The organism is uncultured Eudoraea sp. (assembly GCF_947258925.1).
GTDB lineage: Bacteria > Bacteroidota > Bacteroidia > Flavobacteriales > Flavobacteriaceae > Eudoraea.
The window spans coordinates 16,518-39,806 of sequence record NZ_CAMYKG010000002.1; the positions used below are offsets into that span (position 1 = coordinate 16,518).

25 protein-coding genes are annotated in these 23,289 nt (G+C 37.1%); 6 read left to right on the forward strand and 19 right to left on the reverse strand.

What is annotated here, in order from left to right:
• Window positions 1-115: 115 nt before the first annotated feature.
• The gene (locus Q0X77_RS00755; RefSeq protein ID WP_297791859.1) at window positions 116-880 is read left to right on the forward strand and encodes an alpha/beta hydrolase; all 765 of its coding nucleotides are present in this window, start codon (window positions 116-118) and stop codon (window positions 878-880) included.
• Between the two features lie 13 nt (window positions 881-893).
• Complete coding sequence (yihA, locus tag Q0X77_RS00760) at window positions 894-1,505, forward strand: ribosome biogenesis GTP-binding protein YihA/YsxC (RefSeq protein ID WP_297791861.1); 612 nt, start codon at window positions 894-896, stop codon at window positions 1,503-1,505.
• Window positions 1,506-1,516: 11 nt separating this feature from the next.
• On the opposite strand, the gene Q0X77_RS00765 is transcribed toward yihA, so the two are convergent.
• Window positions 1,517-1,906: a GTPase gene (locus tag Q0X77_RS00765; protein WP_297791864.1), complete on the reverse strand. Its 390-nt coding sequence runs from the start codon at window positions 1,904-1,906 to the stop codon at window positions 1,517-1,519.
• A 108-nt stretch (window positions 1,907-2,014) separates the two neighbouring features.
• Between Q0X77_RS00765 and Q0X77_RS00770 the strand changes: the two genes are divergently transcribed.
• Complete coding sequence (locus tag Q0X77_RS00770; RefSeq protein WP_297791866.1) at window positions 2,015-3,631, forward strand: hypothetical protein; 1,617 nt, start codon at window positions 2,015-2,017, stop codon at window positions 3,629-3,631.
• Here the strand turns inward: Q0X77_RS00770 and gldC are convergent.
• A complete protein-coding gene (gldC, locus tag Q0X77_RS00775; RefSeq protein WP_297791868.1) occupies window positions 3,628-3,966 on the reverse strand; it encodes a gliding motility protein GldC in 339 nt (112 codons plus the stop codon). The two genes, Q0X77_RS00770 and gldC, sit on opposite strands and share 4 nt — an antisense overlap.
• 3 nt (window positions 3,967-3,969) lie before the next feature.
• Entirely contained in the window at window positions 3,970-4,932 is a 963-nt protein-coding gene (gene gldB, locus Q0X77_RS00780) for a gliding motility lipoprotein GldB (protein ID WP_297791870.1), read from the reverse strand.
• Between the two features lie 91 nt (window positions 4,933-5,023).
• Here gldB and nadE point away from each other — a divergent pair, with 91 nt between their 5' ends.
• Window positions 5,024-5,812: an NAD(+) synthase gene (nadE, locus tag Q0X77_RS00785; protein WP_297791872.1), complete on the forward strand. Its 789-nt coding sequence runs from the start codon at window positions 5,024-5,026 to the stop codon at window positions 5,810-5,812.
• A 166-nt stretch (window positions 5,813-5,978) separates the two neighbouring features.
• A complete protein-coding gene (locus Q0X77_RS00790) occupies window positions 5,979-6,608 on the forward strand; it encodes a response regulator transcription factor (protein ID WP_297791874.1) in 630 nt (209 codons plus the stop codon).
• Window positions 6,609-6,693: 85 nt separating this feature from the next.
• On the opposite strand, the gene dnaG is transcribed toward Q0X77_RS00790, so the two are convergent.
• Entirely contained in the window at window positions 6,694-8,673 is a 1,980-nt protein-coding gene (gene dnaG / locus Q0X77_RS00795) for a DNA primase (protein WP_297791876.1), read from the reverse strand.
• A gap of 165 nt (window positions 8,674-8,838) precedes the next feature.
• Here dnaG and Q0X77_RS00800 point away from each other — a divergent pair, with 165 nt between their 5' ends.
• Window positions 8,839-9,039, forward strand: coding sequence for a zinc-ribbon domain-containing protein (locus Q0X77_RS00800; protein WP_297791878.1), 201 nt, complete (start codon window positions 8,839-8,841; stop codon window positions 9,037-9,039).
• 83 nt (window positions 9,040-9,122) lie between these two features.
• Here the strand turns inward: Q0X77_RS00800 and Q0X77_RS00805 are convergent, their stop codons facing one another.
• From Q0X77_RS00805 to Q0X77_RS00875, 15 genes are all read right to left on the reverse strand, one after another.
• Window positions 9,123-10,202: a hypothetical protein gene (locus Q0X77_RS00805; protein ID WP_297791881.1), complete on the reverse strand. Its 1,080-nt coding sequence runs from the start codon at window positions 10,200-10,202 to the stop codon at window positions 9,123-9,125.
• A gap of 82 nt (window positions 10,203-10,284) precedes the next feature.
• Window positions 10,285-11,028 (reverse strand): hypothetical protein, encoded by a 744-nt coding sequence (locus Q0X77_RS00810; protein WP_297791883.1) that lies wholly within the window; start codon window positions 11,026-11,028, stop codon window positions 10,285-10,287.
• Entirely contained in the window at window positions 11,015-11,578 is a 564-nt protein-coding gene (locus Q0X77_RS00815) for an RNA polymerase sigma factor (RefSeq protein WP_297792010.1), read from the reverse strand. Before Q0X77_RS00815 ends, Q0X77_RS00810 begins: the two co-directional genes overlap by 14 nt.
• Before the next feature lie 104 nt (window positions 11,579-11,682).
• Complete coding sequence (locus Q0X77_RS00820) at window positions 11,683-12,660, reverse strand: polyprenyl synthetase family protein (protein WP_297791885.1); 978 nt, start codon at window positions 12,658-12,660, stop codon at window positions 11,683-11,685.
• A gap of 159 nt (window positions 12,661-12,819) precedes the next feature.
• Window positions 12,820-13,863, reverse strand: a complete 1,044-nt coding sequence (gene rlmN, locus Q0X77_RS00825) for a 23S rRNA (adenine(2503)-C(2))-methyltransferase RlmN (RefSeq protein ID WP_297791887.1) — start codon at window positions 13,861-13,863, stop codon at window positions 12,820-12,822.
• A gap of 77 nt (window positions 13,864-13,940) precedes the next feature.
• A complete protein-coding gene (queA, locus tag Q0X77_RS00830) occupies window positions 13,941-14,990 on the reverse strand; it encodes a tRNA preQ1(34) S-adenosylmethionine ribosyltransferase-isomerase QueA (protein WP_297791889.1) in 1,050 nt (349 codons plus the stop codon).
• 81 nt (window positions 14,991-15,071) lie between these two features.
• Window positions 15,072-16,304 carry a 3-phosphoshikimate 1-carboxyvinyltransferase gene (locus Q0X77_RS00835; protein WP_297791891.1) on the reverse strand — a complete coding sequence of 411 codons (1,233 nt, stop codon included), beginning with the start codon at window positions 16,302-16,304 and terminating at the stop codon, window positions 15,072-15,074.
• 36 nt (window positions 16,305-16,340) lie between these two features.
• Window positions 16,341-16,667 carry a nucleotide pyrophosphohydrolase gene (locus tag Q0X77_RS00840; protein WP_297791893.1) on the reverse strand — a complete coding sequence of 109 codons (327 nt, stop codon included), beginning with the start codon at window positions 16,665-16,667 and terminating at the stop codon, window positions 16,341-16,343.
• The gene (gene dtd / locus Q0X77_RS00845; RefSeq protein WP_297791895.1) at window positions 16,664-17,119 is read right to left on the reverse strand and encodes a D-aminoacyl-tRNA deacylase; all 456 of its coding nucleotides are present in this window, start codon (window positions 17,117-17,119) and stop codon (window positions 16,664-16,666) included. The genes Q0X77_RS00840 and dtd overlap by 4 nt, the downstream gene beginning before the upstream one ends.
• Window positions 17,116-18,066, reverse strand: a complete 951-nt coding sequence (rsgA, locus tag Q0X77_RS00850) for a ribosome small subunit-dependent GTPase A (RefSeq protein ID WP_297791897.1) — start codon at window positions 18,064-18,066, stop codon at window positions 17,116-17,118. The genes dtd and rsgA overlap by 4 nt, the downstream gene beginning before the upstream one ends.
• Before the next feature lie 153 nt (window positions 18,067-18,219).
• A complete protein-coding gene (locus Q0X77_RS00855; RefSeq protein WP_297791899.1) occupies window positions 18,220-18,894 on the reverse strand; it encodes a head GIN domain-containing protein in 675 nt (224 codons plus the stop codon).
• Between the two features lie 109 nt (window positions 18,895-19,003).
• Window positions 19,004-20,104 carry a bifunctional 3-deoxy-7-phosphoheptulonate synthase/chorismate mutase type II gene (locus Q0X77_RS00860; RefSeq protein ID WP_297791901.1) on the reverse strand — a complete coding sequence of 367 codons (1,101 nt, stop codon included), beginning with the start codon at window positions 20,102-20,104 and terminating at the stop codon, window positions 19,004-19,006.
• Between the two features lie 2 nt (window positions 20,105-20,106).
• A complete protein-coding gene (locus Q0X77_RS00865; protein ID WP_297791903.1) occupies window positions 20,107-20,973 on the reverse strand; it encodes a prephenate dehydrogenase in 867 nt (288 codons plus the stop codon).
• A 77-nt stretch (window positions 20,974-21,050) separates the two neighbouring features.
• Complete coding sequence (locus tag Q0X77_RS00870) at window positions 21,051-22,196, reverse strand: aminotransferase class I/II-fold pyridoxal phosphate-dependent enzyme (RefSeq protein ID WP_297791905.1); 1,146 nt, start codon at window positions 22,194-22,196, stop codon at window positions 21,051-21,053.
• A complete protein-coding gene (locus tag Q0X77_RS00875; protein WP_297791907.1) occupies window positions 22,193-23,020 on the reverse strand; it encodes a prephenate dehydratase in 828 nt (275 codons plus the stop codon). The genes Q0X77_RS00870 and Q0X77_RS00875 overlap by 4 nt, the downstream gene beginning before the upstream one ends.
• Window positions 23,021-23,289: the final 269 nt, after the last annotated feature.

Sequence of the window (23,289 nt, forward strand, 5' to 3'; positions counted from 1 at the left end):
AGCTTCTTTTTAAAGGTAAAAATTCAGTAACATATAGTTAAGGACATTTTTACAAAAGTATTGGTATTATTCGGAAATGCCTATATTTGCCCACTGAAGAGTGAAGCAGTATTTAATGGAAGAACACATTAAAAAAGAAGGCAAATACAAGTTTATTGAAGTTGGAGAAGGAACTCCGATGATTATACTTCATGGCCTTATGGGTGGCCTCAGTAATTTTCATGGGGTTACAAATTATTTCCCTGGTAAGGGTTATAAAGTCCTGATCCCTGAACTACCAATTTACTCTTTGCCTCTCCTAAAAACCAATGTTAAAAACTTTGCGAGGTTCCTCGAGGGTTTTATTGAATACAAAGGACTTAAAGATGTGATTTTACTGGGTAATTCCCTTGGAGGTCATGTAGGCTTGCTACATACCAAACTTTATCCACAAATTGTAAAAGCCCTTGTAATTACCGGTAGTTCGGGGCTCTATGAAAGTGCTATGGGAGATGGCTATCCCAAAAGAGGAGACTATGATTTTATTAAAAAGAAAGCTCAGGATGTTTTTTATGATCCGGAAGTAGCTACCAAAGAAATTGTAGATGAAGTTTTTGCGACAGTAAATGACAGAAAAAAACTAATTAAGACGTTATCAATCGCTAAAAGTGCGATACGACATAATATGTCCAAAGATTTACCCCATATGATGACGCCCACTTGTATTATTTGGGGTGAAAATGATTCCGTAACACCCCCTAATGTAGCAAGGGAATTTCATGACTTACTTCCGGATTCAGAACTTTTCTGGATAAAGAAATGTGGCCATGCACCCATGATGGAACATCCAAATGAATTTAATGACATCCTGGACAAATGGTTGCAAAAGCGTCAATTCTAGCACCACAACCGTTATGAAAATAAAGTCTGCCGACTTTTTAATGAGTAACTCCAGTGTGGATAAATGCCCAAACCAACAATTACCGGAGTATGCTTTTATTGGAAGATCGAATGTAGGGAAATCTTCACTTATAAATATGCTCACTTCCCGTAAGAACCTCGCTAAAACATCAGGGCGACCAGGAAAAACTCAACTTATTAATCATTTCAAAATAAATGATAACTGGTTCCTTGTAGATTTACCCGGATATGGCTACGCCAGAGTTTCTAAAAAAGACAAGAAGACTTTTCAGAAATATATTACCGATTATTTCTTAAGAAGGGAACAATTGGTTAATGCCTTTCTTCTGATTGATATTCGGCATGAAGCTCAAAAAATAGATCTTGAATTCATGCAGTGGTTAGGTGAGAACGGCATCCCGTTTTCTATAATTTTTACCAAGGCCGATAAACTGAAACCTAAAGCAATTGAAAGAAATGTAAAAAATTACTTAGATCATTTACTTATGGGTGCCTGGGAAGAGGTGCCTATTCATTTCGTAACTTCCTCATCAAACAGGATGGGCAGGGAAGAGGTTTTGGATTATATAGAAGAAATAAATTTAGAATTCTACCAAAAGAAATAATGACTGTTACCCTACGCTGTCAGTGCTTTGCTTCTTTTCTTAATTAAATCAATTAAGGCTTCAGTATTCTCTAGTTCATTGAGTTCTTTTGTCGTAATAAACACCTGTAACTCTTCATTTACCGCTAATAATACGATTGGGAACTTAAACTTATATCCAAACTTTGATGCATAGAGTTTACTATACTCATCTTTATGCAAAAATTCCATGTGCCAATCTTCTTGTTCCCGGAATTGTTTCCATCTTTTCTTCTCATTAAAAACATCAAATGTCAGATCACAGAGATTGCACTGGTATGTATTTGGACTTAGCGCTTTATGCGCTGCATCCAAAATGGAATTTTTCATTCCCGAATTGGCATTATAAATAAAAATCAGCTTGCCCTTTATGTCTTCTTTCATATTTATTTAATACATTTAAAAAGCACTGATCCGTGCTTTGACTATACTTTGTAGTCAATAAAATTACGCATTACTTACATCACATATAGCTATCTGATCAACCCTACTATGTATAAATGTATAAAATATTTTATTCTGTTAATTGCGTTTTCACCGCAGATAGGTCATACCCAATTGGGATCCGCCCCATTAACTGCCCCTTTTAAAGATTTAGATACACTGGCAACCAATGATTGGTGGAATAGGGAATCTAATCCAATAATCAATCTAAAAGTTAATAGAGATAGTGTGGTGGCCTTTGGCCTTTATACCGTACACAATAATACTCTAAAATTAACGGGGCAACTTTATCCCCTATACCCCAATGAAACGAGAGAAATTATCCTGGAGCTATACAGTGATGAAAAATGGAAAGAAGTCCAAAGGCAAAATGTTAATGAATTGGGATGGTCTGCATTATTCAGGGTAGAAAATTGGGATTCGACCAAAGATATCAAATACAAAATTACCCATGGGAAACGGGCCTTTTTTGAAGGTATTATCAGAAAAAATCCTGCAGATAATTCAGAGATTGTTATGGCGGCACTTTCATGTAATTCAAATAAAGACAGGGGGTTAAGAGAAAATTATGTGCGGAATATAAATTATCAGGACCCGGACCTGATGTTCTTTGCCGGGGATCAGTCATATGATCATACTGAGCATACCGCCGCATGGCTCAAATTCGGGCTTCAATTTCGTGAAACTTTCAGGAACAGGCCCTGTATAACCATTCCTGATGATCATGATATTGGCCAGGGTAATCTTTGGGGTGAAAATGGTAAATTATCTACCGCAAAAGGAAGTAGTGATGGAGGATACACCTATCATCCGGAATATGTGAAAATGGTTGAAAGGTGTCAAACCGCCCATCTGCCGGACCCCTATGATCCAACACCCATTGAACAGGGCATTGGGGTGTACTTTACAAATCTTAGTCTTAGCGGTATTGATTTCGCCATCCTGGAAGACAGAAAGTTTAAATCCGGGCCGGAAGGTAAAATTCCTCAGCAAGGCCCTCGTCCTGACCATATCAGGAATCCAGAATACGATCCAAAGTCTATTGATCTGGAAGAGCTGACTTTATTAGGCGAGAGACAACTTGCTTTTTTAGAAAATTGGGCTGGTGAAAATCCCGGGTCTATGAAAGTAGTTTTATCCCAAACCGGGTTTTGTGGGGGTGCCCATATTCATGGTTCCATTGATAATCGGTTACATGCGGACCTGGATTCCAATGGCTGGCCCCAAAGCGGGAGAAATAAGGCATTGAAGCTCATTAAAAAAGCAAATGCGGTACATATTGCAGGAGATCAGCATCTGGCAACTGTTATCCAACATGGTATCGAAGAATTTAGAGATGGACCCTGGGCCTTCGTGGTACCCGCAATTGTAAACGACTATTATAGCCGATGGTGGTGGCCGGAAGATGAACAAGCCGGGGTTAACCCTAATAATAACACCTCATTGCCATGGACAGGTGATTATTTAGATGGATTTGGCAACAAAATAAGTGTTATGGCCTATGTTAACCCTGAAAGCCCTTCCCATGGCGGTGGTTACGGATTAATAAGATTTAACCAAAAAGAGAAGCGTGTTACCTTTGAATGCTGGCCCAGATATACCGATGTCACAACAGGCAAAGCTTCTCAATTTGAGGGATGGCCCATTACTGTTGTACTGGATTAATCCTTTTTTAAATCCAGTTTTTCTGCAAAATAGGAACAAAAATCCTTCATAGTTGCAGTCATCTTTTCGTCCTGAGTGGCTTTCATAAAAGTATCAGACATTGCGATCAAGGTTTGGTGAAAGAATACTTTCATTTCATCTACAGGCATATCTTTTGTCCATAAATCAATTTTTAAAGACTCCTGGTTCTTACTATCCCATACCGATAAAAACATGGCTTTTGCCTCCTCATTTACAATACCGCCATCTTCTGCAGACCAGTTCAACTCTTCCGGAACACGATTCTCATCGAGGCCAACTTTTAGTGTTATTTGCGAAGTATGTAATTTACCCATGATTTATTTTTTCGGTTTATAATTAGATTTCTTAAATATTTCATCTGCAGATAATTCCAAAAGCTGATTAAGTTTAACATCATTATTTTCCATAAATGATCTTACTATTTGCCATCCCATCCACCTACCCAATCTTCCGGGAGATTCGTTATCAAGTTCTAACCTGAATTTAGAAAACGGAGCAGGGTCTAAAAATCTTGGCGCGAGCATATTATCCGTACTATAAAGTAATTCTCTTTCAATAAAATAGCGCCAAATCTGTTCTTCATTGGCCTCTGCCCATGCTATTTGTTCAGGAGAATATCCAATTTTTTGAGCATCGGTGCTTAACGGCATCAATCTGTCCTTAAGGTATAATTCTTTCCCATAGTATATCATCTGTCCCAAAAAAGTACGGTCTTGTGGAGGGGGTAGTCTTGTTTTTGCAAAAGTACTTGCCACATCACTAGTTAAAAAGTTTTTATCCAGTCCGGCAGCTATATAATTCTCAATGCCCGCATAAAATTTATGCTCCTTGCCCAAATAATTATCCAAGCCTATCAATAGAAGCGTGTCTGCTAAAATAACACGGTTGGTGTAATCCACATCAGAAATAACTGTAACTACTCTAGGAACCCTGTATTTGGGAAAGTAATACAAGGTATGTTTGAACAAGAGTTCGAGATCTTTTGTTTCTTGTTTAAAATCGGGAAAAACAGCCTTGACTTCACTACTTAATTCAATTTGCAAGGTATCCTTCATTTTTGCAATCCAAACACTATCGGAATATTGCTTTGGAAAAAGATATGGGAATTTCTGTTTTAGTTTTGCCATATCCTCCGGTTGTGCTTCTGCAAACTCCCTGTCAAAACGCTCTACTTTCAGGTCTAGCTGAATCATTGAAACATCTTGAGATACTTTTTTTTCCTTTTTACAAGCTTGTAGGGTAAAAAACATTACTAAAATGGTAAAAAGTATTTTTTTCATAGTAAGTAATTCCTCTTCAGTTTTATTATTCAGGGTTTTGGTTTTATTTTTATCGCTGCAAAGTTAGTACTTCCATATAATAATGTAGCCTATGCAAACAGAAAAGGTAGTTGATCACATCGTAAATTGGTTAAAGGAATATGCAACCCAGGCAAAAATTAAAGGATTTGTTATAGGTGTATCCGGAGGGATAGATTCCGCAGTCACTTCAACCTTATGTGCAAAAACAGGTTTTAAATTATTATGTGTTGAAATGCCTATCCACCAGGGTAAAAACCAAGTGACGCGAGCATCCAATCATATTGATTGGCTAATGCAAAACTTTGAAAATGTTTCAAGGCAGCCTGTAAATCTTACCGATGTGTTCGATAATCTGGTTGCATCACTGCCACCAGTTGATAATGTGGAAGACAGGTTTATGTCTTTGGCTAACACACGTGCAAGACTTCGTATGACAACGCTTTATTATTTTGCGGCCCTTGAGAATTATTTAGTAGCAGGAACGGGGAATAAGGTGGAAGATTTTGGTATTGGCTTCTATACAAAATATGGGGATGGTGGTGTGGATCTAAGTCCAATCGCTGACCTTCTAAAGACAGAAGTCTATGAAATCGCAGAATATTTAGGCATTAACCACGAAATAATTATTGCGCCTCCTACAGATGGTTTATGGGGTGATGATCGCACCGATGAAGATCAGATTGGGGCAAGTTATCCCGAATTGGAATGGGCCATGCAAATGGATGATAATGGGAAGGAAGCCAAGGATTTTAAAGGAAGGGAAAAAGAGGTATTTCTTATCTTTAAAAGATACAATACCATGAATCAACACAAGATGCTCCCAATCCCTGTTTGTGAAATTCCGGACAATCTAAAATAACATCTTGGCTAAGAATAAGTTAATTAAAACGAATAATAGGGCTATTATTCCTAATTATTAAGAAAAAAAGTACACTTTTGTTTAAGAAATTAGATAATTTAACCTTACATTGCATGTCAGTATTTTTAGACATGCCCTAGTGTTAAAATCTAGAAAACCAATCAAAATGATAAAAGTTTTAATTGCGGATAATCATCCGATAGTCAGAATGGGAATAAGGGACGTATTAAGTTCGGCCTCCGATTTTGAGATTATTGATGATGTTACCACTACTACTGAACTTTTTAAAAAATTAGAGACGTTAACCCCCGACGTTGTAATACTTGAAATGGATATCCCGGAAATCAATGGAATAGCTGCGCTTAGAAAGCTTAAACAAGAATACCCGGATATAAAAGTATTGATCTATAGCGGTCAATCTGAAGACGTTTACGCTTTAAGTACGATAAGGGCAGGAGCATTTGGTTATCTCTCAAAAACTGCAGATTTGGACTACATAATTACTGCGGTTAAAAAAGTTAGTGAAGGTAATATGTTCATCACAAATGAGTTGGCACAACGTCTGGCGTTTGATGAAGGAACTCAGAAGCCTCGAAGGTTCTTCAGAAAATTGTCTACCAGAGAAGTTGAAGTACTTAAACTTTTGGCTAGCGGCAAGCGCAACAAGGATGTTGCCCTTGGGTTGAATCTCAACGAAAAAACCGTGAGTACGTATAAAGCTCGTCTAATGAAAAAACTAAATGTTGACAATCTTGTGGATTTACTTCAACAAGCTAAAGCTTTGGAGTTGTACTAAGTTAAGATTGATTAAAATAATAACCCTGACTCATAAGTCGGGGTTTTTTATGGAAACCAAGTTTAAAATAGCCAAGTCGGTTTAGTTACGCGAGTACCCTGTTTAACTTCTTATTTAAGAGTTTGTTCAATTGAAGGTAATTCATTATTTCTTCAAGGGTTTCCTTGTGATCTCCGTTTGAATCTTCGGTATTTTCCTGGAGCGAAGTAATCCGTTTTTTAATCAGAAAGCAACGTAAAGTTAAGATGGTTTCACTTACCAACTGGGAGATACTTTTTTCCTTGTCTTTTGGATAGATATCCTTTCGCTCCCATTGATGTAACTCATATTTTTCCTCTTCCATCAAGATAGAGGAGATTTGGGAGACCATTTCCTGATCGAGTTCAGTCATAAAAGTAGTTATGGAAAATTCTTCATTTTCTGTAAGTCCCTCCATTAATTTGTAATAGATATTTCTGAATTGGTCATGTGTGAGTTCTATCTCATCTTCCTGAAGGTCCAGATATACCTTTTCATAAACCTTTGCTTCCATGTTTTCCGGTTCTAATACGAGATCTCCTTCCTCATTTTCCTTTAAAATAAGGTCCTCGAATTCCTGAAGTTCATTGCCGTAAAGGAGAAGCATTTCTATTATTTTTCTTTCCAGTTCATATTGAACATCTAATTTTTGTTCCTTTTGGCTATGCTTAACAACCTCAAAAGCTTTTTGTTCCTGCCTCCGTTTTGTGGCCGTTTCTGTTTGTTCTTTTCTTCCAATCTGAGCCAGCGTATTGAACAAGACCTCTTCTGAAATATTCATTATTTGCGAACACTCCTGAATATAAATCTCACGCTTAATCCTATCCGGGATTTTAGAAATACTATTTACAATTTCACGAATAGTTTCAGCCTTTTTAATCGGATCATCAGCCGCATCTTTGGCCAGTAAGGAGGTTTTAAACTGAATAAAATCTTTGGCATTTTTCTGAAGATATCCCAAGATTTCTTCAATCTCATTGTTTTTTGCGAAACTATCAGGGTCTTCGCCTTCAGGAAATGTACAAATCCTAACATTCATTCCCTGTTCAAGGATAAGATCAATCCCTCGAAGTGAGGCGCGTAAACCTGCTGCATCGCCATCAAATAATACCGTAATATTTTTTGTTAATCTGTTAATTAGCCTTATTTGTTCAGGGGTAAGTGCGGTTCCACTGGATGAAACTACATTATGTATTCCTCTTTGATACAGTTGAATAACATCTGTATAGCCTTCTACCAAATAGCAGTTATCCTCTTTTGCGATAGCTTGTTTGGCAAAATATATTCCATATAAGACTTTGCTCTTGTGATAAATTGCACTTTCAGGAGAGTTGAGATATTTTGCAGCCTTTTTTTCCTTAGAAAGTATCCTGCCTCCAAATCCGAGTACACGACCGCTCATAGAATGAATGGGAAACATTACCCTTCCTTTAAACCTATCAAATTTTCTAGAAGTCCCGGGATTGCCAGCATCCTCTTTTAGAATCGTAAGACCTGTTTTTTGCAAAAATTCCAGCTGATATCCTTCTTTCAGGGCTGAATTGGTAAAAACGTCCCATTGGTCCAGGCTATAGCCCAATCCAAACTTTCTAATTATGTCATCTGTAAAACCGCGTTCTCGGAAATAACTAAGTCCAATTGCCTTTCCTAATTCTTTCTCCCAAAGGGTTTTCTCGAAATACTGTTGGGCATATTCCGAAACCAGATACATACTTTCTCGCTCATCGGCTTGTTCCTTCTGTTCATCAGTACGTTCAGTTTCTTCTATTTCAATATTGTATTTCCTAGCCAAATATTTAATAGCCTCGGGATAGGTAAAATGCTCGTGTTCCATGAGAAATGCAACAACATTTCCACCTTTGCCACTGCTAAAGTCCTTCCAAATCTGTTTTACGGGTGACACCATAAAACTTGGTGTGCGTTCATCCGTAAAAGGGCTTAACCCCTTAAAATTGGAACCAGCCTTTTTGAGTTGCACAAAATCCCCGATGACTTCCTCTAGCCGGGCAGTTTCATAAACTTGATCTATTGTAAATTTTGAAATCAAAGTGACGAACTATTTGAATTGTAAAAATAAGAAAATAGAATGCTTTAAAATAACGTATTTTTAGATTACAGTTCTATGGGGAAACATTATTTATAGTAAAACTAATTGAAATCTAATATGATCCTATTTTTTGGTATTCGGCCGGGGAAGACAAGAACAGTTAACATGAGTCATATAAAGTGTTCTCATTGTAATCAGTCCAATACACTTAGGGGTGAAAGTACACCTCATTTTTTTCACTTATTCTGGATTCCTATTTTTCGCGTATCTACACCTAAGGTAGTGCATTGTGATCATTGCAAAAAAGGATTCTATGAAGAAGAATTTACACCAGAAATGAAACGGAGCTTCGAAAAGCAAAACTAATTCTTAACAAAAATGAGTGTCTGTCTCAGGTAAATATAATTCTGGCTGATTATACCTGAGACAGAATTTCAAATCTTGCCGTTCTATATATCAAATCGGAGTCCAAGTGAAATATTCCTCTGTTCCTGGGATGGACTTTTGAAAATCGGATTTAGATCGTATTTAACATAGAGCAGAAACCAATCTACTCCAATGTAACCACTTAATCCATAGATAAAGGGATTACTGTTTAAACCGCCCTTAATCTTTGTTTTTTTACTAGAACCACTATCATTGTATTTCAACTTTTGGCGTGTCCCCATGTTAAAACCACCATATCCGCCAAGACCAATTCTAAACTGATGCTTTAAAGAATATTTTACATTATTATCAGAGATTCTTTTTCTCGACGGACCAAATTCAAAATGAATGGGTATAACCAGGTTGTCCAACTTAAGTTTTGATTTCCTAAGATCGAACGGAAATTCTTCCTGAACTGTTTCTCCTTCATCATTCACCACATAATAGAGGTTATTCTTTGATTTTAATCCATTAAACTGAAAGGAAAAACCGTAATGGATCCTCATAAAATTTGTTTTGTTAAATACCCTTGTTCGCCATGCCCAGCCAATTTCAAAAAACCTGCTTCCACCAACCTTATAAGGAGTATCATTCAAGGACTGACCTTCAATTATTGCATTATTCAAACCAAATGCAACAATAAGGTCTGAATAGGTACGCCTTCCATATTTTGACCAGCCATACTTGTTATCATTTATTTCCCATTCTTCATCGTCAATTCTTATGGTAAAACCATCATCATCATCATTCCCGGTATTATCCTCTTCCTGAGCCAGCACTTCTCCCTTATTGCGCTCCAGTAATGCAATTTCGTTGTCAATTATTGCTATTCTGTTCTCAATATTTAAAGCTCTTTTCCTGGCGGCTTCTTCTTTAAGTTTTTTTGCTTCTTCAGTGGTGATTGCACCATTTTCTGAGCGCTTATTAATGGCTTCTACTTCCCTTTTTAAAGCCTCTTTTTCTTCCTGTGTTATTTTTTCTTTCTGTTCTTTAAGTGCTTCTATCTTTTCTTTATAGTCTTCTTGATGGTCTTCCTGCGCCGCTATGGAATTGGAAATAAAACACATCAAAATAATAACGAAATAAGTGCTGATTGTTTTCATTTTGGTTTTGATTAATGATTGATGAATAAACTCTGTTAAGCTTTTTAAGTATAGTAAGAAGGTTCTAAGAACCTGATTAATACTAATTATTACGATCCGCCACAGCCGTCCTGACTTTTACAAAACCCGTTTTCAATTTTTCGAAAATCTGATCACGGAATGATTGATCCAGCTCTTCTTCTACCTGTGAAAGCAGAGCTGATGGGTTGATTGAATTATCAGAATTTGTAATTTTTTCTGCTAAAATTTCCCTTTGTGCCTGTCTTAAGAGCGAATCAATTTCCATATCCGATAGCTCTTTGTCTTTCCCTTCCATTTCATTCACCTGAGCCATTACCTCGGCAATTTTGGCATTAAAAAGTTCATCAGAATCTGAGTCCGGATTGTTTTGGGTGTTTTCTATTATGGGTTCTTGTGTATCTTCAACCAAAACCATCTCATGCTTTGATTGGGATTTTGGCACTTCATACCTGTTTTCTTTGTCTTCAGTTACCAATTTTTCTACAGTAGTCACTGCTTTTTCTGAAACAAGATCTGTCTCATCCTGTGGTAACACCCGTTCTGGTTCTATCACAGGTATTAAAGGTTTATCAACAATTTGAAACTCCTGCTCTAAAGCCTTATCATCTTTCCAAAAAAATAGTGCCGCTATCAGTAAAAAGCCGATAAACCCAGCCGCAATGCCATACCGGAGATATTTTCTTTTTTCTGGCATATAGTCATTCCCAAGCTCTTCTTTTATTTTATGCCAGGCCTCCTCTGAAGGATTAATTTTCCTCTTATCCAGAGAGTTTTTAATATGATTTTCAAATTTAGTGGGTTCCATAACCTAAAATACTTTGTTCTTTTAATTTATGCTGTAATATTCTTCTGGCCTTAAACAACTGAGATTTTGATGTGCTTTCTGAAATCCCAAGCATATTTGCAATTTCAGAATGTTTATACCCTTCAATAGCGAAAAGCATAAAGACCATTTTATACCCTTCTGGTAAATTGTCAATTAATTGTTGAATATATTCAACATCTAATGCTGATGGAATGGTAATCTGTTTTTGAGCGCTATATTCATAAACCTGCTCATCAAAGACAACAAATTGTTTTTTTCTTAGATAAGAGATAGATTCCCTAACCATTATTTGTCTGACCCAGCCTTCAAAGCTTCCTTCATGTCTAAATGAACTTAAACTTTTAAACACCTTAACAAAACCATTGATCATTACATCTTCAGCATAGTGCAGGTCTTTAATGTACTGCCTGCATACCCCAAGCATCTTGGGTGCATACTTTTCGTAGATACCCCTTTGCGCGTCGGGATGACCTGATATCGCCTTCCTGATCAGGGCTTTTTCATTATTGTAAAAGGAAATAATTTTCAAGCGTTTCATTTTGGTCCTCTGTATATAAAGACGTTTTCAAAATCAAAAACGTTGCCTGAGATCAGAATTTTATTCTAATTGACTTATGATTAGATAATAAAGCACTATTTTTTTCGATCCACAACATAACTTACTAATAATGTAAGTGCATCCTTATACTCCGAATTGGGGTAAGTATTCAAAAGATCCAGGGCATTATTTTTAAACTCATGCATTTTAGCTTCTGCATAAGACAGCCCTCCTTTTGCTTTAACCAGTGCGATTACTTCTTTAACCCGGGATTTGTCCTTATTGTAATTTTTTACCGAGTTAATAAGCCATTTTTTCTCTTTGGGAGTACTATGGTTAAGGGCATATATTAACGGTAGTGTCATTTTTTGCTCCTTTATATCAATCCCGGTAGGTTTACCTATTTTTTCTTCTCCATAGTCAAAAAGATCATCTTTAATCTGAAAGGCCATACCACAGAGTTCTCCAAATTTTCGAAAAGTTTCAACATCTGAACTCCCCGGTTTTACTGAACAGGCTCCAAGACTGCAACACGCCGCGATAAGGGTCGCTGTTTTTTGTCTGATGATTTCGTAATATACTTCCTCGGTAATATCTAATCTCCTGGCTTTATCAATTTGAAGCAATTCGCCCTCACTAATTTCGCGGATTGCGATTGAAATAATTTTTAATAAATCAAAATCTTCATGCTCAACGGAAAGTAACATGCCCTTTGAAAGCAAATAGTCCCCAACAAGCACTGCAATCTTATTTTTCCAAAGTGCGTTGATAGAGAAAAAACCTCTTCGCTTATAACTATCATCTACTACATCATCGTGGACCAGAGATGCTGTATGTATCAATTCTATTACCGATGCTCCCCGATATGTCCGTTCATTGACAACACCGTTATTCACCAGCTTTGCCGTAAGAAAAACAAACATTGGCCGCATTTGCTTTCCTTTACGGTTTACAATATAGTAAGTAATCCGATTAAGAAGTGCCACTTTTGTTGACATGGAATCACGAAACTTTCTTTCAAAAAGTTCCATTTCTTCATTGATCGGTTCAGTTATTTGCGCGACAATTTTCAATAGAATTGATTTTACCAATGATGGACGATAAATTTAGGGAAAATAACAAGGAGAACGACGTGAGAATTAAGAAATAAGAAGATACTGGCAGTACGTCATCCGGGCTAGTTTTATTATTCTGAAATTCGCCCATGGAAAATCCGTTGATCAACTTGCATTTTATAAAGATTTATTCGCCAGTTGTCCGCAGGCTGCATCAATATCTTTTCCCCTTGATCGTCGCACTGTAACAACAATTCCATTACGCTCCAGGGTTTCCACATAATTATTAACTGCAGCATTAGATGCCTGCTTAAAGTTAGAATCATCTATAGGGTTATACTCTATGAGGTTCACTTTTGAAGGTGCAAATTTGCAAAATGCCACGAGGGCATTTATATCTTTTTCACTATCGTTAATCCCCTCCCACACCACATATTCGTAGGTAATCCGACTCTTTGTTTTAGAATACCAATAGATCAAAGAATCCCTCAAATCCTTCAGGTTAAATGTTGCATTAAAAGGCATTATTGATGTCCGGACCTCTTCGATAGCTGAATGAAGAGATACTGCTAGTTTAAATTTAACCCCCTGATCGGCCAGCTTCCTAATCATTTTTGGAACTCCCGAAGTAGAAACAATTATCCGTTTTGGAGACATTCCAAGGCCTTCGGGTGAAGTTATTTTGTCTATTGCCTTTAGAACATTATTATAATTCATTAGCGGTTCACCCATTCCCATAAAAACAATATTGCTTAAGGGTCTGTTGAAATAAAGTTCGCTTTCATTATTGATGGCGACCACCTGATCATATATTTCATCAGGATTAAGGTTCCTCATCTTCTTTAATCTGGCGGTGGCACAAAATTTACAATCCAGACTGCATCCCACTTGAGAAGAGACGCAAGCGGTGGTCCTGTCTTTGGCTGGAATAAGTACAGATTCTACCACCAAGCCATCGTGTAACCGGACTGCATTCTTAATTGTGCCGTCGGAGCTTTTTTGTAATTGATCTACCTTTATATGATTAATCACAAAATTCGCTTCCAATTTTTGGCGCGTATCTTTAGAGATATTCGTCATTGCATCAAATGAATGCGCTGATTTTTGCCATAACCATTCATAAACCTGATTTCCCCGAAAAGCTTTATCTCCCTGATCCTGGAAAAAATCACGAAGTTGCTCTTTGGTAAGGGCACGGATATCTTTCTTCTTTGCAACCATTGTTTAAGCGAAAAAATCCTGCCGCACCTTTATGGTAAAAGGTTTTGGCAGGATTCTCTATTTTTTTATAACATTGTTTATATGATAAGCATAGCATCTCCATAGGAATAAAAGCGATATCCCTCAAGTATTGCTTCTTTGTAAGCCCTTTTCATTAGGTCATGCCCCATAAAAGCAGAAACCATCATCAATAGGGTAGACTTTGGCAAGTGAAAATTAGTTACCATGGCATTGGCAATACTAAAGTCATAAGGTGGAAAAACAAATTTATTGGTCCAACCGTTATACGTGTTCAGAGTATGTTCTGATGAAACGGCACTTTCGAGACCTCTCATTGCAGTTGTTCCCACTGCACATATTCTTTTCTTGTTCTTTTTCGCTGAATTCACAATCTCTGTAGCCTTTTCCTCTATAACCAATTCCTCACTATCCATTTTATGTTTGGACAGATCCTCTACTTCCACAGGATTAAAGGTTCCCAGCCCAACATGGAGCGTGAGTTCTGCAAAATCCACACCTTTTATTTCCAATCTTTTTAATAAATGTTTGGAAAAATGAAGCCCTGCAGTTGGTGCGGCAACAGCACCTTCGTACTTCGCATATATGGTTTGATACCGTGATTCATCTTCGGGTTCAACATCTCTTTTAATATATTTTGGAAGGGGAGTTTCACCAAGCTCTCTTAATTTCCTTCTGAAGTCGGTATAAGATCCATCATAAAGAAAACGGAGTGTTCTTCCTCTTGAAGTAGTGTTATCTATAACTTCAGCCACTAAACTCTCATCTTCCCCGAAGTATAACTTATTTCCAATTCTGATCTTCCTTGCAGGATCAACCAAAACATCCCATAATCGTTGCTCTTCATTGAGTTCCCTAAGTAAAAACACTTCTATCCTGGCACCTGTTTTTTCCTTATTACCATATAACCTGGCAGGAAATACTTTGGTGTTATTTAATACCATAACATCGCCTTCATCAAAATAATCAATAAGGTCCTTGAACATTTTGTGTTCAATTTTACCGGTATCTTTGTGAACTACCATTAATTTGGATTCATCCCTGTGCTCCGCAGGATACTCTGCCATGAGATCATTTGGTAATTCAAAACTAAAGTGTGATAATTTCATATGTGAATTTTAATTCGCCTTTTGCGGCTGCAAATATACAATCCTGAAGTAGGGCTTGTCAAGTAAATGCAGTATTAAATACTATTCTTGATTTCTTATTTTAAATCCGAGATGTTCCAGGTCTTCCCAAAAATCCGGATATGACTTGGATACCACTTCCGCGTCATTAATCGCTATTTCTTCTTTTAACGCGAGTGGACTAAACGCCATGGCCATTCTATGATCATTATAAGTATCTATAGCCACCCCTTTTTTTATCCCATCAGAAGGTTCCAGAGAAAGCATGCTATTAGTTACAGAAATAGCTGCCCCTAATTTTGAAAGTTCCTTTTTAAGGGCCACCAGCCTGTCTGTCTCTTTGATTTTCAGGGTGTGTAAACCGCTAAGATGGCATCGTATTCCCATACCAAAACATGTCACGGCTATAGTCTGGGCTAAATCAGGAGCGTTTGTCAGGTCGTAATGTACATCCTTTTTTAAACCAATTTTACTTTTTGAGAGCGTGATACTGTCCTTCTTAAATTCAGTATTAACCCCAAAATCCTTATAAAGTTCTTTGAGAATGGAGTCGCCTTGAAGGCTGTCTTTCCGATACGAGGACAACGAAATTTTTGTGCCTATATCGCTAAGTGCTGCAATACTGTAATAATATGAGGCTGAACTCCAATCAGATTCCACCGTTAAAGTCAATTCACCCACAGATCTTTTGGGAAGAACGGTAATTATATTGCCATCAAAAGAGCTCTCAACACCTATTTGGCCCAATAAGCCAAGGGTCATTTTTATATAGGGAACCGAAGTAATATTTCCTATCAATTCCAATTGAAGCCCTCGTTCCAATCCCGGTGCAATAAGCAATAAAGAAGAAATGTACTGACTACTAATATCTGCCGGAAGTTTTACTTTCGCTTTGCTCAACGTTCTCCCGTTAATTCGTAATGGTGGATAATTCTCATTCTTTAAATAAGTTATGTCTGCTCCTAAAGACTTCAGAGCATCCACCAATATTTTTATTGGTCTTTCCTGCATTCTTTGTGAACCGGTGAGGGTAACGTGTTTACCTTCATGAGATGCAAAATAAGACGTCAAAAAACGCATAGCTGTTCCGGCATGGTGGATATCAACTTCTCCTTCATTAACTTGTATTCCTTTCTTCATGACAGCTGCGTCATCAGAATTCGAAAGGTTTTTTATTGAAATCCCGGGATAACAAGCTTTAAGTAATAACAACCTGTTGGATTCACTCTTGGAACCCGTAATCTTAATGTGGGATTTCAATAGCTTATCCGATGGGCCAGAGAGATATAATTTCAATTTGGTATTGTTTTTAAGAGGAAATCAAAGATACTACTATTTCAATTTTTCATTGTTTTGATGCCTGTCGTGATCCCGCCTAGCTTTCATATCCAGTTTACGGTCAAAAGCCTCCTGCAGATCAATTCCTGTTTGATTAGCCAGGCACAGAACGACGAAGAGAACATCGGCCAATTCCTCGCCCAAATCCTTTCCTTTATCCGACGGTTTTTCACTTTGCTCCCCATACCTCCTGGCGATAATACGTGCTACCTCGCCAACTTCTTCTGTAAGCTGAGCCATGTTCGTTAATTCGTTAAAATAGCGAACACCATGATCTTTAATCCAATTATCTACAGCCAATTGTGCATTTTCAATATTCATAAGTCCTTATTTTTTGTATCAAACAATATGGTAACAGGGCCATCATTCACCAGGGAAACTTTCATATCCGCACCAAAAACCCCTGTTCCTATCTTCTTTCCTAAATCTGTTTGCATCTGCTTTATAAAAGCTTTATAAAGAGGAATAGCAATATCTGGTTTGGCAGCCCTAACATATGAAGGTCTATTGCCTTTTTTGGTCGAGGCGTGTAACGTAAACTGACTTACAACAATAGCATCTCCATCAGTATCCATTAATGACAGATTCATAATCCCATTGGCATCGTTAAATATTCTGAGGTTTACAATTTTTTTTGACAGCCATAAGATATCATCAGATGTATCAGCATCTTCAATACCGAGCAATATCATAATACCCGATTCAATTTGGGAAATTATCTCACCATCCACCCGGACACTTGCTGAGGAAACTCTTTGCAATACTGCTTTCATAAGTCCTCATAATTATCCATCCTATAGGTATCCTCATCACCAGAAACGATCTGTACATAACTCCTATATCTGCTCCATGACACCTCATCTTTTTCCAAAGCTTCTTTGACAGCACATTTCGGCTCATCCAAATGCAGGCAATTATTAAACTTACAATTACCCTTTAACCTGAAAAATTCCGGAAAATAATCTCCAATTTCATCCTTATCCATGTCCACAACACCAAATCCTTTGATACCCGGAGTATCAATTATTCTTGCCCCGAATTCCAGATCATACATTTCTGCAAAGGTTGTAGTATGTTGACCTTGATAGTGTTGATCAGAAATTTCAGTGGTCTTTATATTAAGACCGGGTGCAATGAAGTTTATTAGTGTGGATTTTCCCACCCCTGAATGTCCGGCAAACATGCTTGTATGTTCCTTCATCAAGTCTTTTACTTTATCAATATTTTTTCCGGTTTTTGCAGAAATCCCAATACAAGTATAACCAATTTGCCTGTACAAGGAAGCTAAATATTTTACTTCCGATAACTCATTTTCATTATATATATCAACCTTATTAAAAAGAAGTACGGCTTTTATATCATAGGCTTCCGAGGTTGCAAGAAAACGGTCGATAAAAATGGTGTAAGTTTTTGGATTCTTAAGGGTAATCAATAAAAAAACCTGATCAATATTGGCAGCTATGATATGAGTTTGTTTGGATAACTTAACTGATTTCCTGATTATGTAATTCTTACGTTCCTCAATTTCAGATATTACACCAAATAACTCGTCTCCAACTTCCTCCACTTTAAAAACCACCCTGTCACCAACTGCGATTGGATTGGTGCTTTTTATTCCCTTAAGACGGAATTTTCCTTTAATCCGACATTCATAAATATCTCCATCATCAGTCTTAACTGTATACCAGCTTCCAGTGGACTTATAAACAATTCCATGCATAAATGTTTGTCTTTCAATACAAAGAAACGAATTACTTTAATTTGGAACGGAATTTTTGTTTCGGTAATTCCCAATTTATCACTTCCACTGCATTTTTTTGCACTAAAAAACCGGCAAATACAGATTGCCGGTTCTATTTATAACCTTTTTATATTAGTCTTTGAAAACAATTCTACCTCCCGCTAAAGTGGTTTTGTTGACATCCTTTGGATTACCATAAACATATACATCTCCTCCTGCCTTTACATCGATATCCAATTTCTTTGTAGCATGAAGCTTTGCCTCACCTCCAGCCGAAATTTTGACGCTGGCTACTTCCGTTAATAGTTCTTTCCCTTCAAATACACCTCCTGTATTCAAAACAATAATTTGATTTTTTGCCAATCCTGACGCCTCAATTATTCCTCCGGTAACGGCTTTCATTTCAACGTTCACAACATCCATCCCAATTTTTATTTGCGCCCCTTCCTGAGCCCTTATCTCTATCTTCTCTTTTTCAACAAGTTCATTACAAACAATCTTAGACCCTTCATTTCCGTCAATAGTGCGTAAATCTGTATAATATACTTCCACAAAAGTATCTTCGCCCCGGAATTTTTTATCTAATTCCATCCGCAATTTTAAGATCCCATTCTTGTTTACGAATTTTATATCATAGACGTTATGACCCTTAATGGAAATTCTATTATTGTCCGACTTAATAAGGTTCACTTCAATCAGGTCATAAACCTTTATTTCGTGGAAATCACCAACCTCTTTATCCAGAATAGTTTGTGAAAAGGAATTAAAAGCCATAAATATGAAGCATAGTGTCAATATTTTTTTCATCTTTTGAAGTGTTAATGGTTTTTATAAAGACTTTGCCAATTAAGTTTTGTTACACTTTGAATGTTTATTTTTTAATTGACTTTAAAGCTCAAGGAGATTAGCTATTATATTATTTCACTAAGGATTCTGAAGCTTTTATTATTTTTTCCTGATGGTTAATGGATTCCTGGTGAATGGCCTTAAACATTTTGAGGACAAATTCCTCGCTAAGCCCTTTGGATTCTCCTTCGAGTATCATTTTACCCAAAATAGCATTCCATCGATTGGTTTGAAGTACGGCAACGTTTCGCTGTTTCTTCAGTTCCCCGATTCCATCAGATACTTTCATCCTTTTAGCAAGTGTATCTATTAGCTGATTATCGATGATATCTATTTGTGCCCGAAGATTACTAATTTTTTGGTTATAATCTGCTTCCTCATCTGTTTCTTTTCTGATCTTTAAATCTTCCATGATTTGAATTAGCCTTTTTGGTGTCACTTGCTGTGCAGCATCACTCCAGGCATTATCCGGATCATAATGCGTTTCGATCATTAGACCATCAAAATTAAGGTCGAGAGCAGTCTGTGAAATATCAAAAATCATATCCCGATTTCCACTAATATGTGATGGATCATTGATAAGAGGCAGATCAGGAAATTTTGTTTGAAGTTCAATGGCCATTTGCCATTCGGGAATGTTGCGGTATTTGGTTTTTTCATAGGTCGAAAAACCACGGTGAATTACCCCTAAATGCTTGATATTTGCCTTTGACAATCTTTCTACTGCACCTAACCACAAGGACAGGTCCGGATTGACAGGGTTTTTCACCAGAACAATCTTATCTGTGCCTTCTAAGGCGTCTGCAATTTCCTGGACTATAAAAGGGCTTACAGTAGACCGGGCGCCTATCCAGAGTAGATCCACATCATGTTCCAAGGCAAGATCCACATGAGTTTTATTGGCGACTTCAGTTGCTGTCTTAAGTCCGGTTTCTTCCTTTACTTTTTGTAACCATTTTAGACCTATTGCTCCTACGCCCTCAAAGTTGCCAGGCCTGGTTCTAGGCTTCCAGATACCTGCTCTATAATAATTTACATCAGTATCTTTAAGCTCATGAGCTATTCCCAATACCTGATCTTCAGTTTCTGCACTACACGGTCCTGCAATTACCAGCGGATGTGGTAACTTCATGTCATCTAACCATGATCTTAGTTTTTTCGAATTCTCCATTATTATCTGTCTTTGTTATTTTGTGGTATTCCTTTTAAAATTGCTTTTATCTTATTCGTATTATCCATTTCATTATATATGCCTTCAAAATTATCGTCTAATAGCTTTTGTTTAAAATCTTCCAGATTTTGAATATATTCATCCAGAGTCTCTACAACATTTTCTTTGTTCTGTTCGAAGATAGGCGTCCACATAGCCGGTGAACTTTTAGCCAATCTCACCGTACTTTCAAAACCACTGCCCGCCATATCAAATATGTCGCGCTCATTTTTCTCCTTTTCGATCACCGTTTTTCCTAGCATAAAAGAACTAATATGTGAAAGATGAGAAACATACGCAATATGCTTATCATGAGCCTCAGGATTCATGTATCTTATGCGCATACCTAACCTACTAAAAATACTTAATGCGCGTTCCTGAAGCTTAAATGCCGTTTTTTCAACTTCACAAATTATGTTTGTTTTGCCTTCGAACAAACCTGAAATTGCTGCGGAAGGCCCGGAAAATTCCGTTCCGGCAATAGGGTGTGAAGCCAAAAAGTTCCGTCTTCTTTTATGATTTATTATCCTTCTGCATATTTCTGATTTTGTTGATCCTGCATCTATTACCAGGGTATCGTCATTTATCGCATCTAATAATTTTGGAAGTTCATGTACAATAGCGTCTACCGGGATACTAATATAAAGGACATCAGCCTCTGCCAATTCCTTTGCACTTGCAATCCCATCTATCAATTCTAGCTCTATAGCTTCTTTAAGGTGGGCGTCACTTGCATCTATTCCATAGATTGATATTTCCGGATAATGGGATCTTAAATCCCTGGCCAATGAGCCACCAATTAATCCGATACCTACGATTACAACATTCATACTTCCAATTTAACTTCTTTTACCCCTATCTGATTTTCCCACAATAAATTAACCTTCATATATACTTCTTCCGTGGGTCAAAATCTTTGGATTGCCTCTTGAATCTTTTCTTCAGTTACACAAAGTGAAAACCGAATATAGCCCTCACCATTGCTTCCAAATATGGTCCCTGGTGCAATAAAAATATTTTTATCCTGCAATATTTGATCTATAAAAGCCTCTGAATCCGCTGATCCATTGGGCAGTTTCGCCCATACAAACATGCCCACGGCATTGGTGTCATAAGTGCATTGCAGTTTATCCGCCAACTGATACATCAACTTTCGGCGGGATTCATAGATCTTATCCAAGTGAAAAAACCATTCTTTTCCACTCTTTAATGCTTCTATAGCACCTTTCTGAATCCCATAAAACATTCCGGAATCCATATTACTTTTTACTTTTAATATTGCATCCAGATTGAGTTTGCTTCCTAAAACCATACCAACTCTCCAGCCCGCCATATTGAAAGTCTTACTGAGGGAATTAAGTTCCAAAGCCGTCTCAGAGGCTCCTTTTACACTTAAAATACTCAATGGATTCTTACTTAATACAAAGCTGTAAGGATTGTCATTTACCAATAAGATGCTATTTTTTTTTGCGAAGGTAACCAATGCTTCCAACTGCAAAGAACTTGCAGTAGCACCTGTAGGCATATGGGGGTAACTTACCCACATGATTTTTACTTTAGACAGGTCTTCCTTCCCTAGTTTCTCTAAATCAGGAAACCATCCGTTTGCAGCAAGCAGGTCATATTGCCTTGGAATAGCTCCAACAAGCTTTGTGACCGCAGTATATGTTGGGTAACCAGGGTTGGGAATCAAGACTTCATCCCCCTGGTTTAAAAAGGCCATGCTAATATGCATGATCCCCTCTTTTGAACCCATTAGCGGCAATATCTCCGAAGACGGGTCTACATCAACATTAAATTTTTCCTTGTAAAAGTGAGCAATGGTTTCTCTTAATTCTGGAAGCCCCTGATAACTTTGATACTGATGTGCACCTGCATGCCTTATTGACTCCTGAAAAGAAGAGATTACAGCTTCGGATGGGGGAAGGTCCGGGCTACCTATCCCTATATTTATTATGGGCTTACCCGAAGCAGCCATACTTCTGACTTCCCTCAATTTTATAGAGAAATAGTACTCCTCTACTGTTTGTAAACGATCAGCCGTTTGTATCATAAACGCGCATTTTTATATTCACCCAAAACTTTAAAATCTTCAGACATAATATCTAATAAGGATTTGGCTTTTTCAAAATGATTATAACTATCAAAAGTAATATCCACAAAAAATGCATATTTCCATGGCGTTTCAATAATAGGCAACGATTGTATTTTAGTTAAATTTAAATTACAATCGCTCATAACATTTAAAACGGTCGCCAGACTACCTCTTTTATGATCTGTAACAAACCTTATCGAGGCTTTGTTGATCACTTCTTTCGGAAGTTCTTTATTTTTTGTTTTGACGATAATAAATCTTGTGGAATTATTTTTAATAGTTTGAATTTCAGGTGCAATGACTTTTAAATCATAAAGTTCTGCAGCTACTACAGGTGCAATGGCTGCTATACCCACTAAACGCTTTTCCTGAATTTGCTTCGCCGTTTCTGCCGTATCCACATCTTCAACCATTTTAATATGCGGTTGTGTCTTTAAATATTCCCTGCATTGTAACAGGGCCATAGGGTGTGAGCGTACTTCCTTTATTTCGGACAGTTGCTGCCCTTCCAAAGCCATAAGATTATGATGAATATTGAGATAATGTTCACCAATAATGTGCAAATTATTGTGGTAAACCAAAGCATAGTTCGGAATAATAGAACCTGCAATTGAATTTTCTATGGCCATTATGCCTTTATCAGCCTTTTTGTTCAGTAATTGGTCTACCAATTTATGAAACGACAGGCATTCAACTAAATCTATATCATTCCCAAAGTAATTCAAAGCTACCTGGTGATGATTAGACCCTTTAATTCCCTGTATGGCTATTTTAAGACCCATTTGGTTAAACTACTAACAAAAAAAAATCCCGTATTTCACGGGACCTCATTTGATATATTTTTCACAATAATCTAAAACAGTCCCATGCTTCTTTTAAAAAAGAAGTAAAAATAGAAACCGTTCCAAAAATAATTGCTTGTCATTTTCTTTTAATTATAGGACTAAGGTAAATATTAAATTTAAAAATTAAAGTTTATAAATATCTTTTTCTGAATATTCACCATATTGAACAATTCTTTGCGGATAATTTTTTTAATATTATTTTTTTT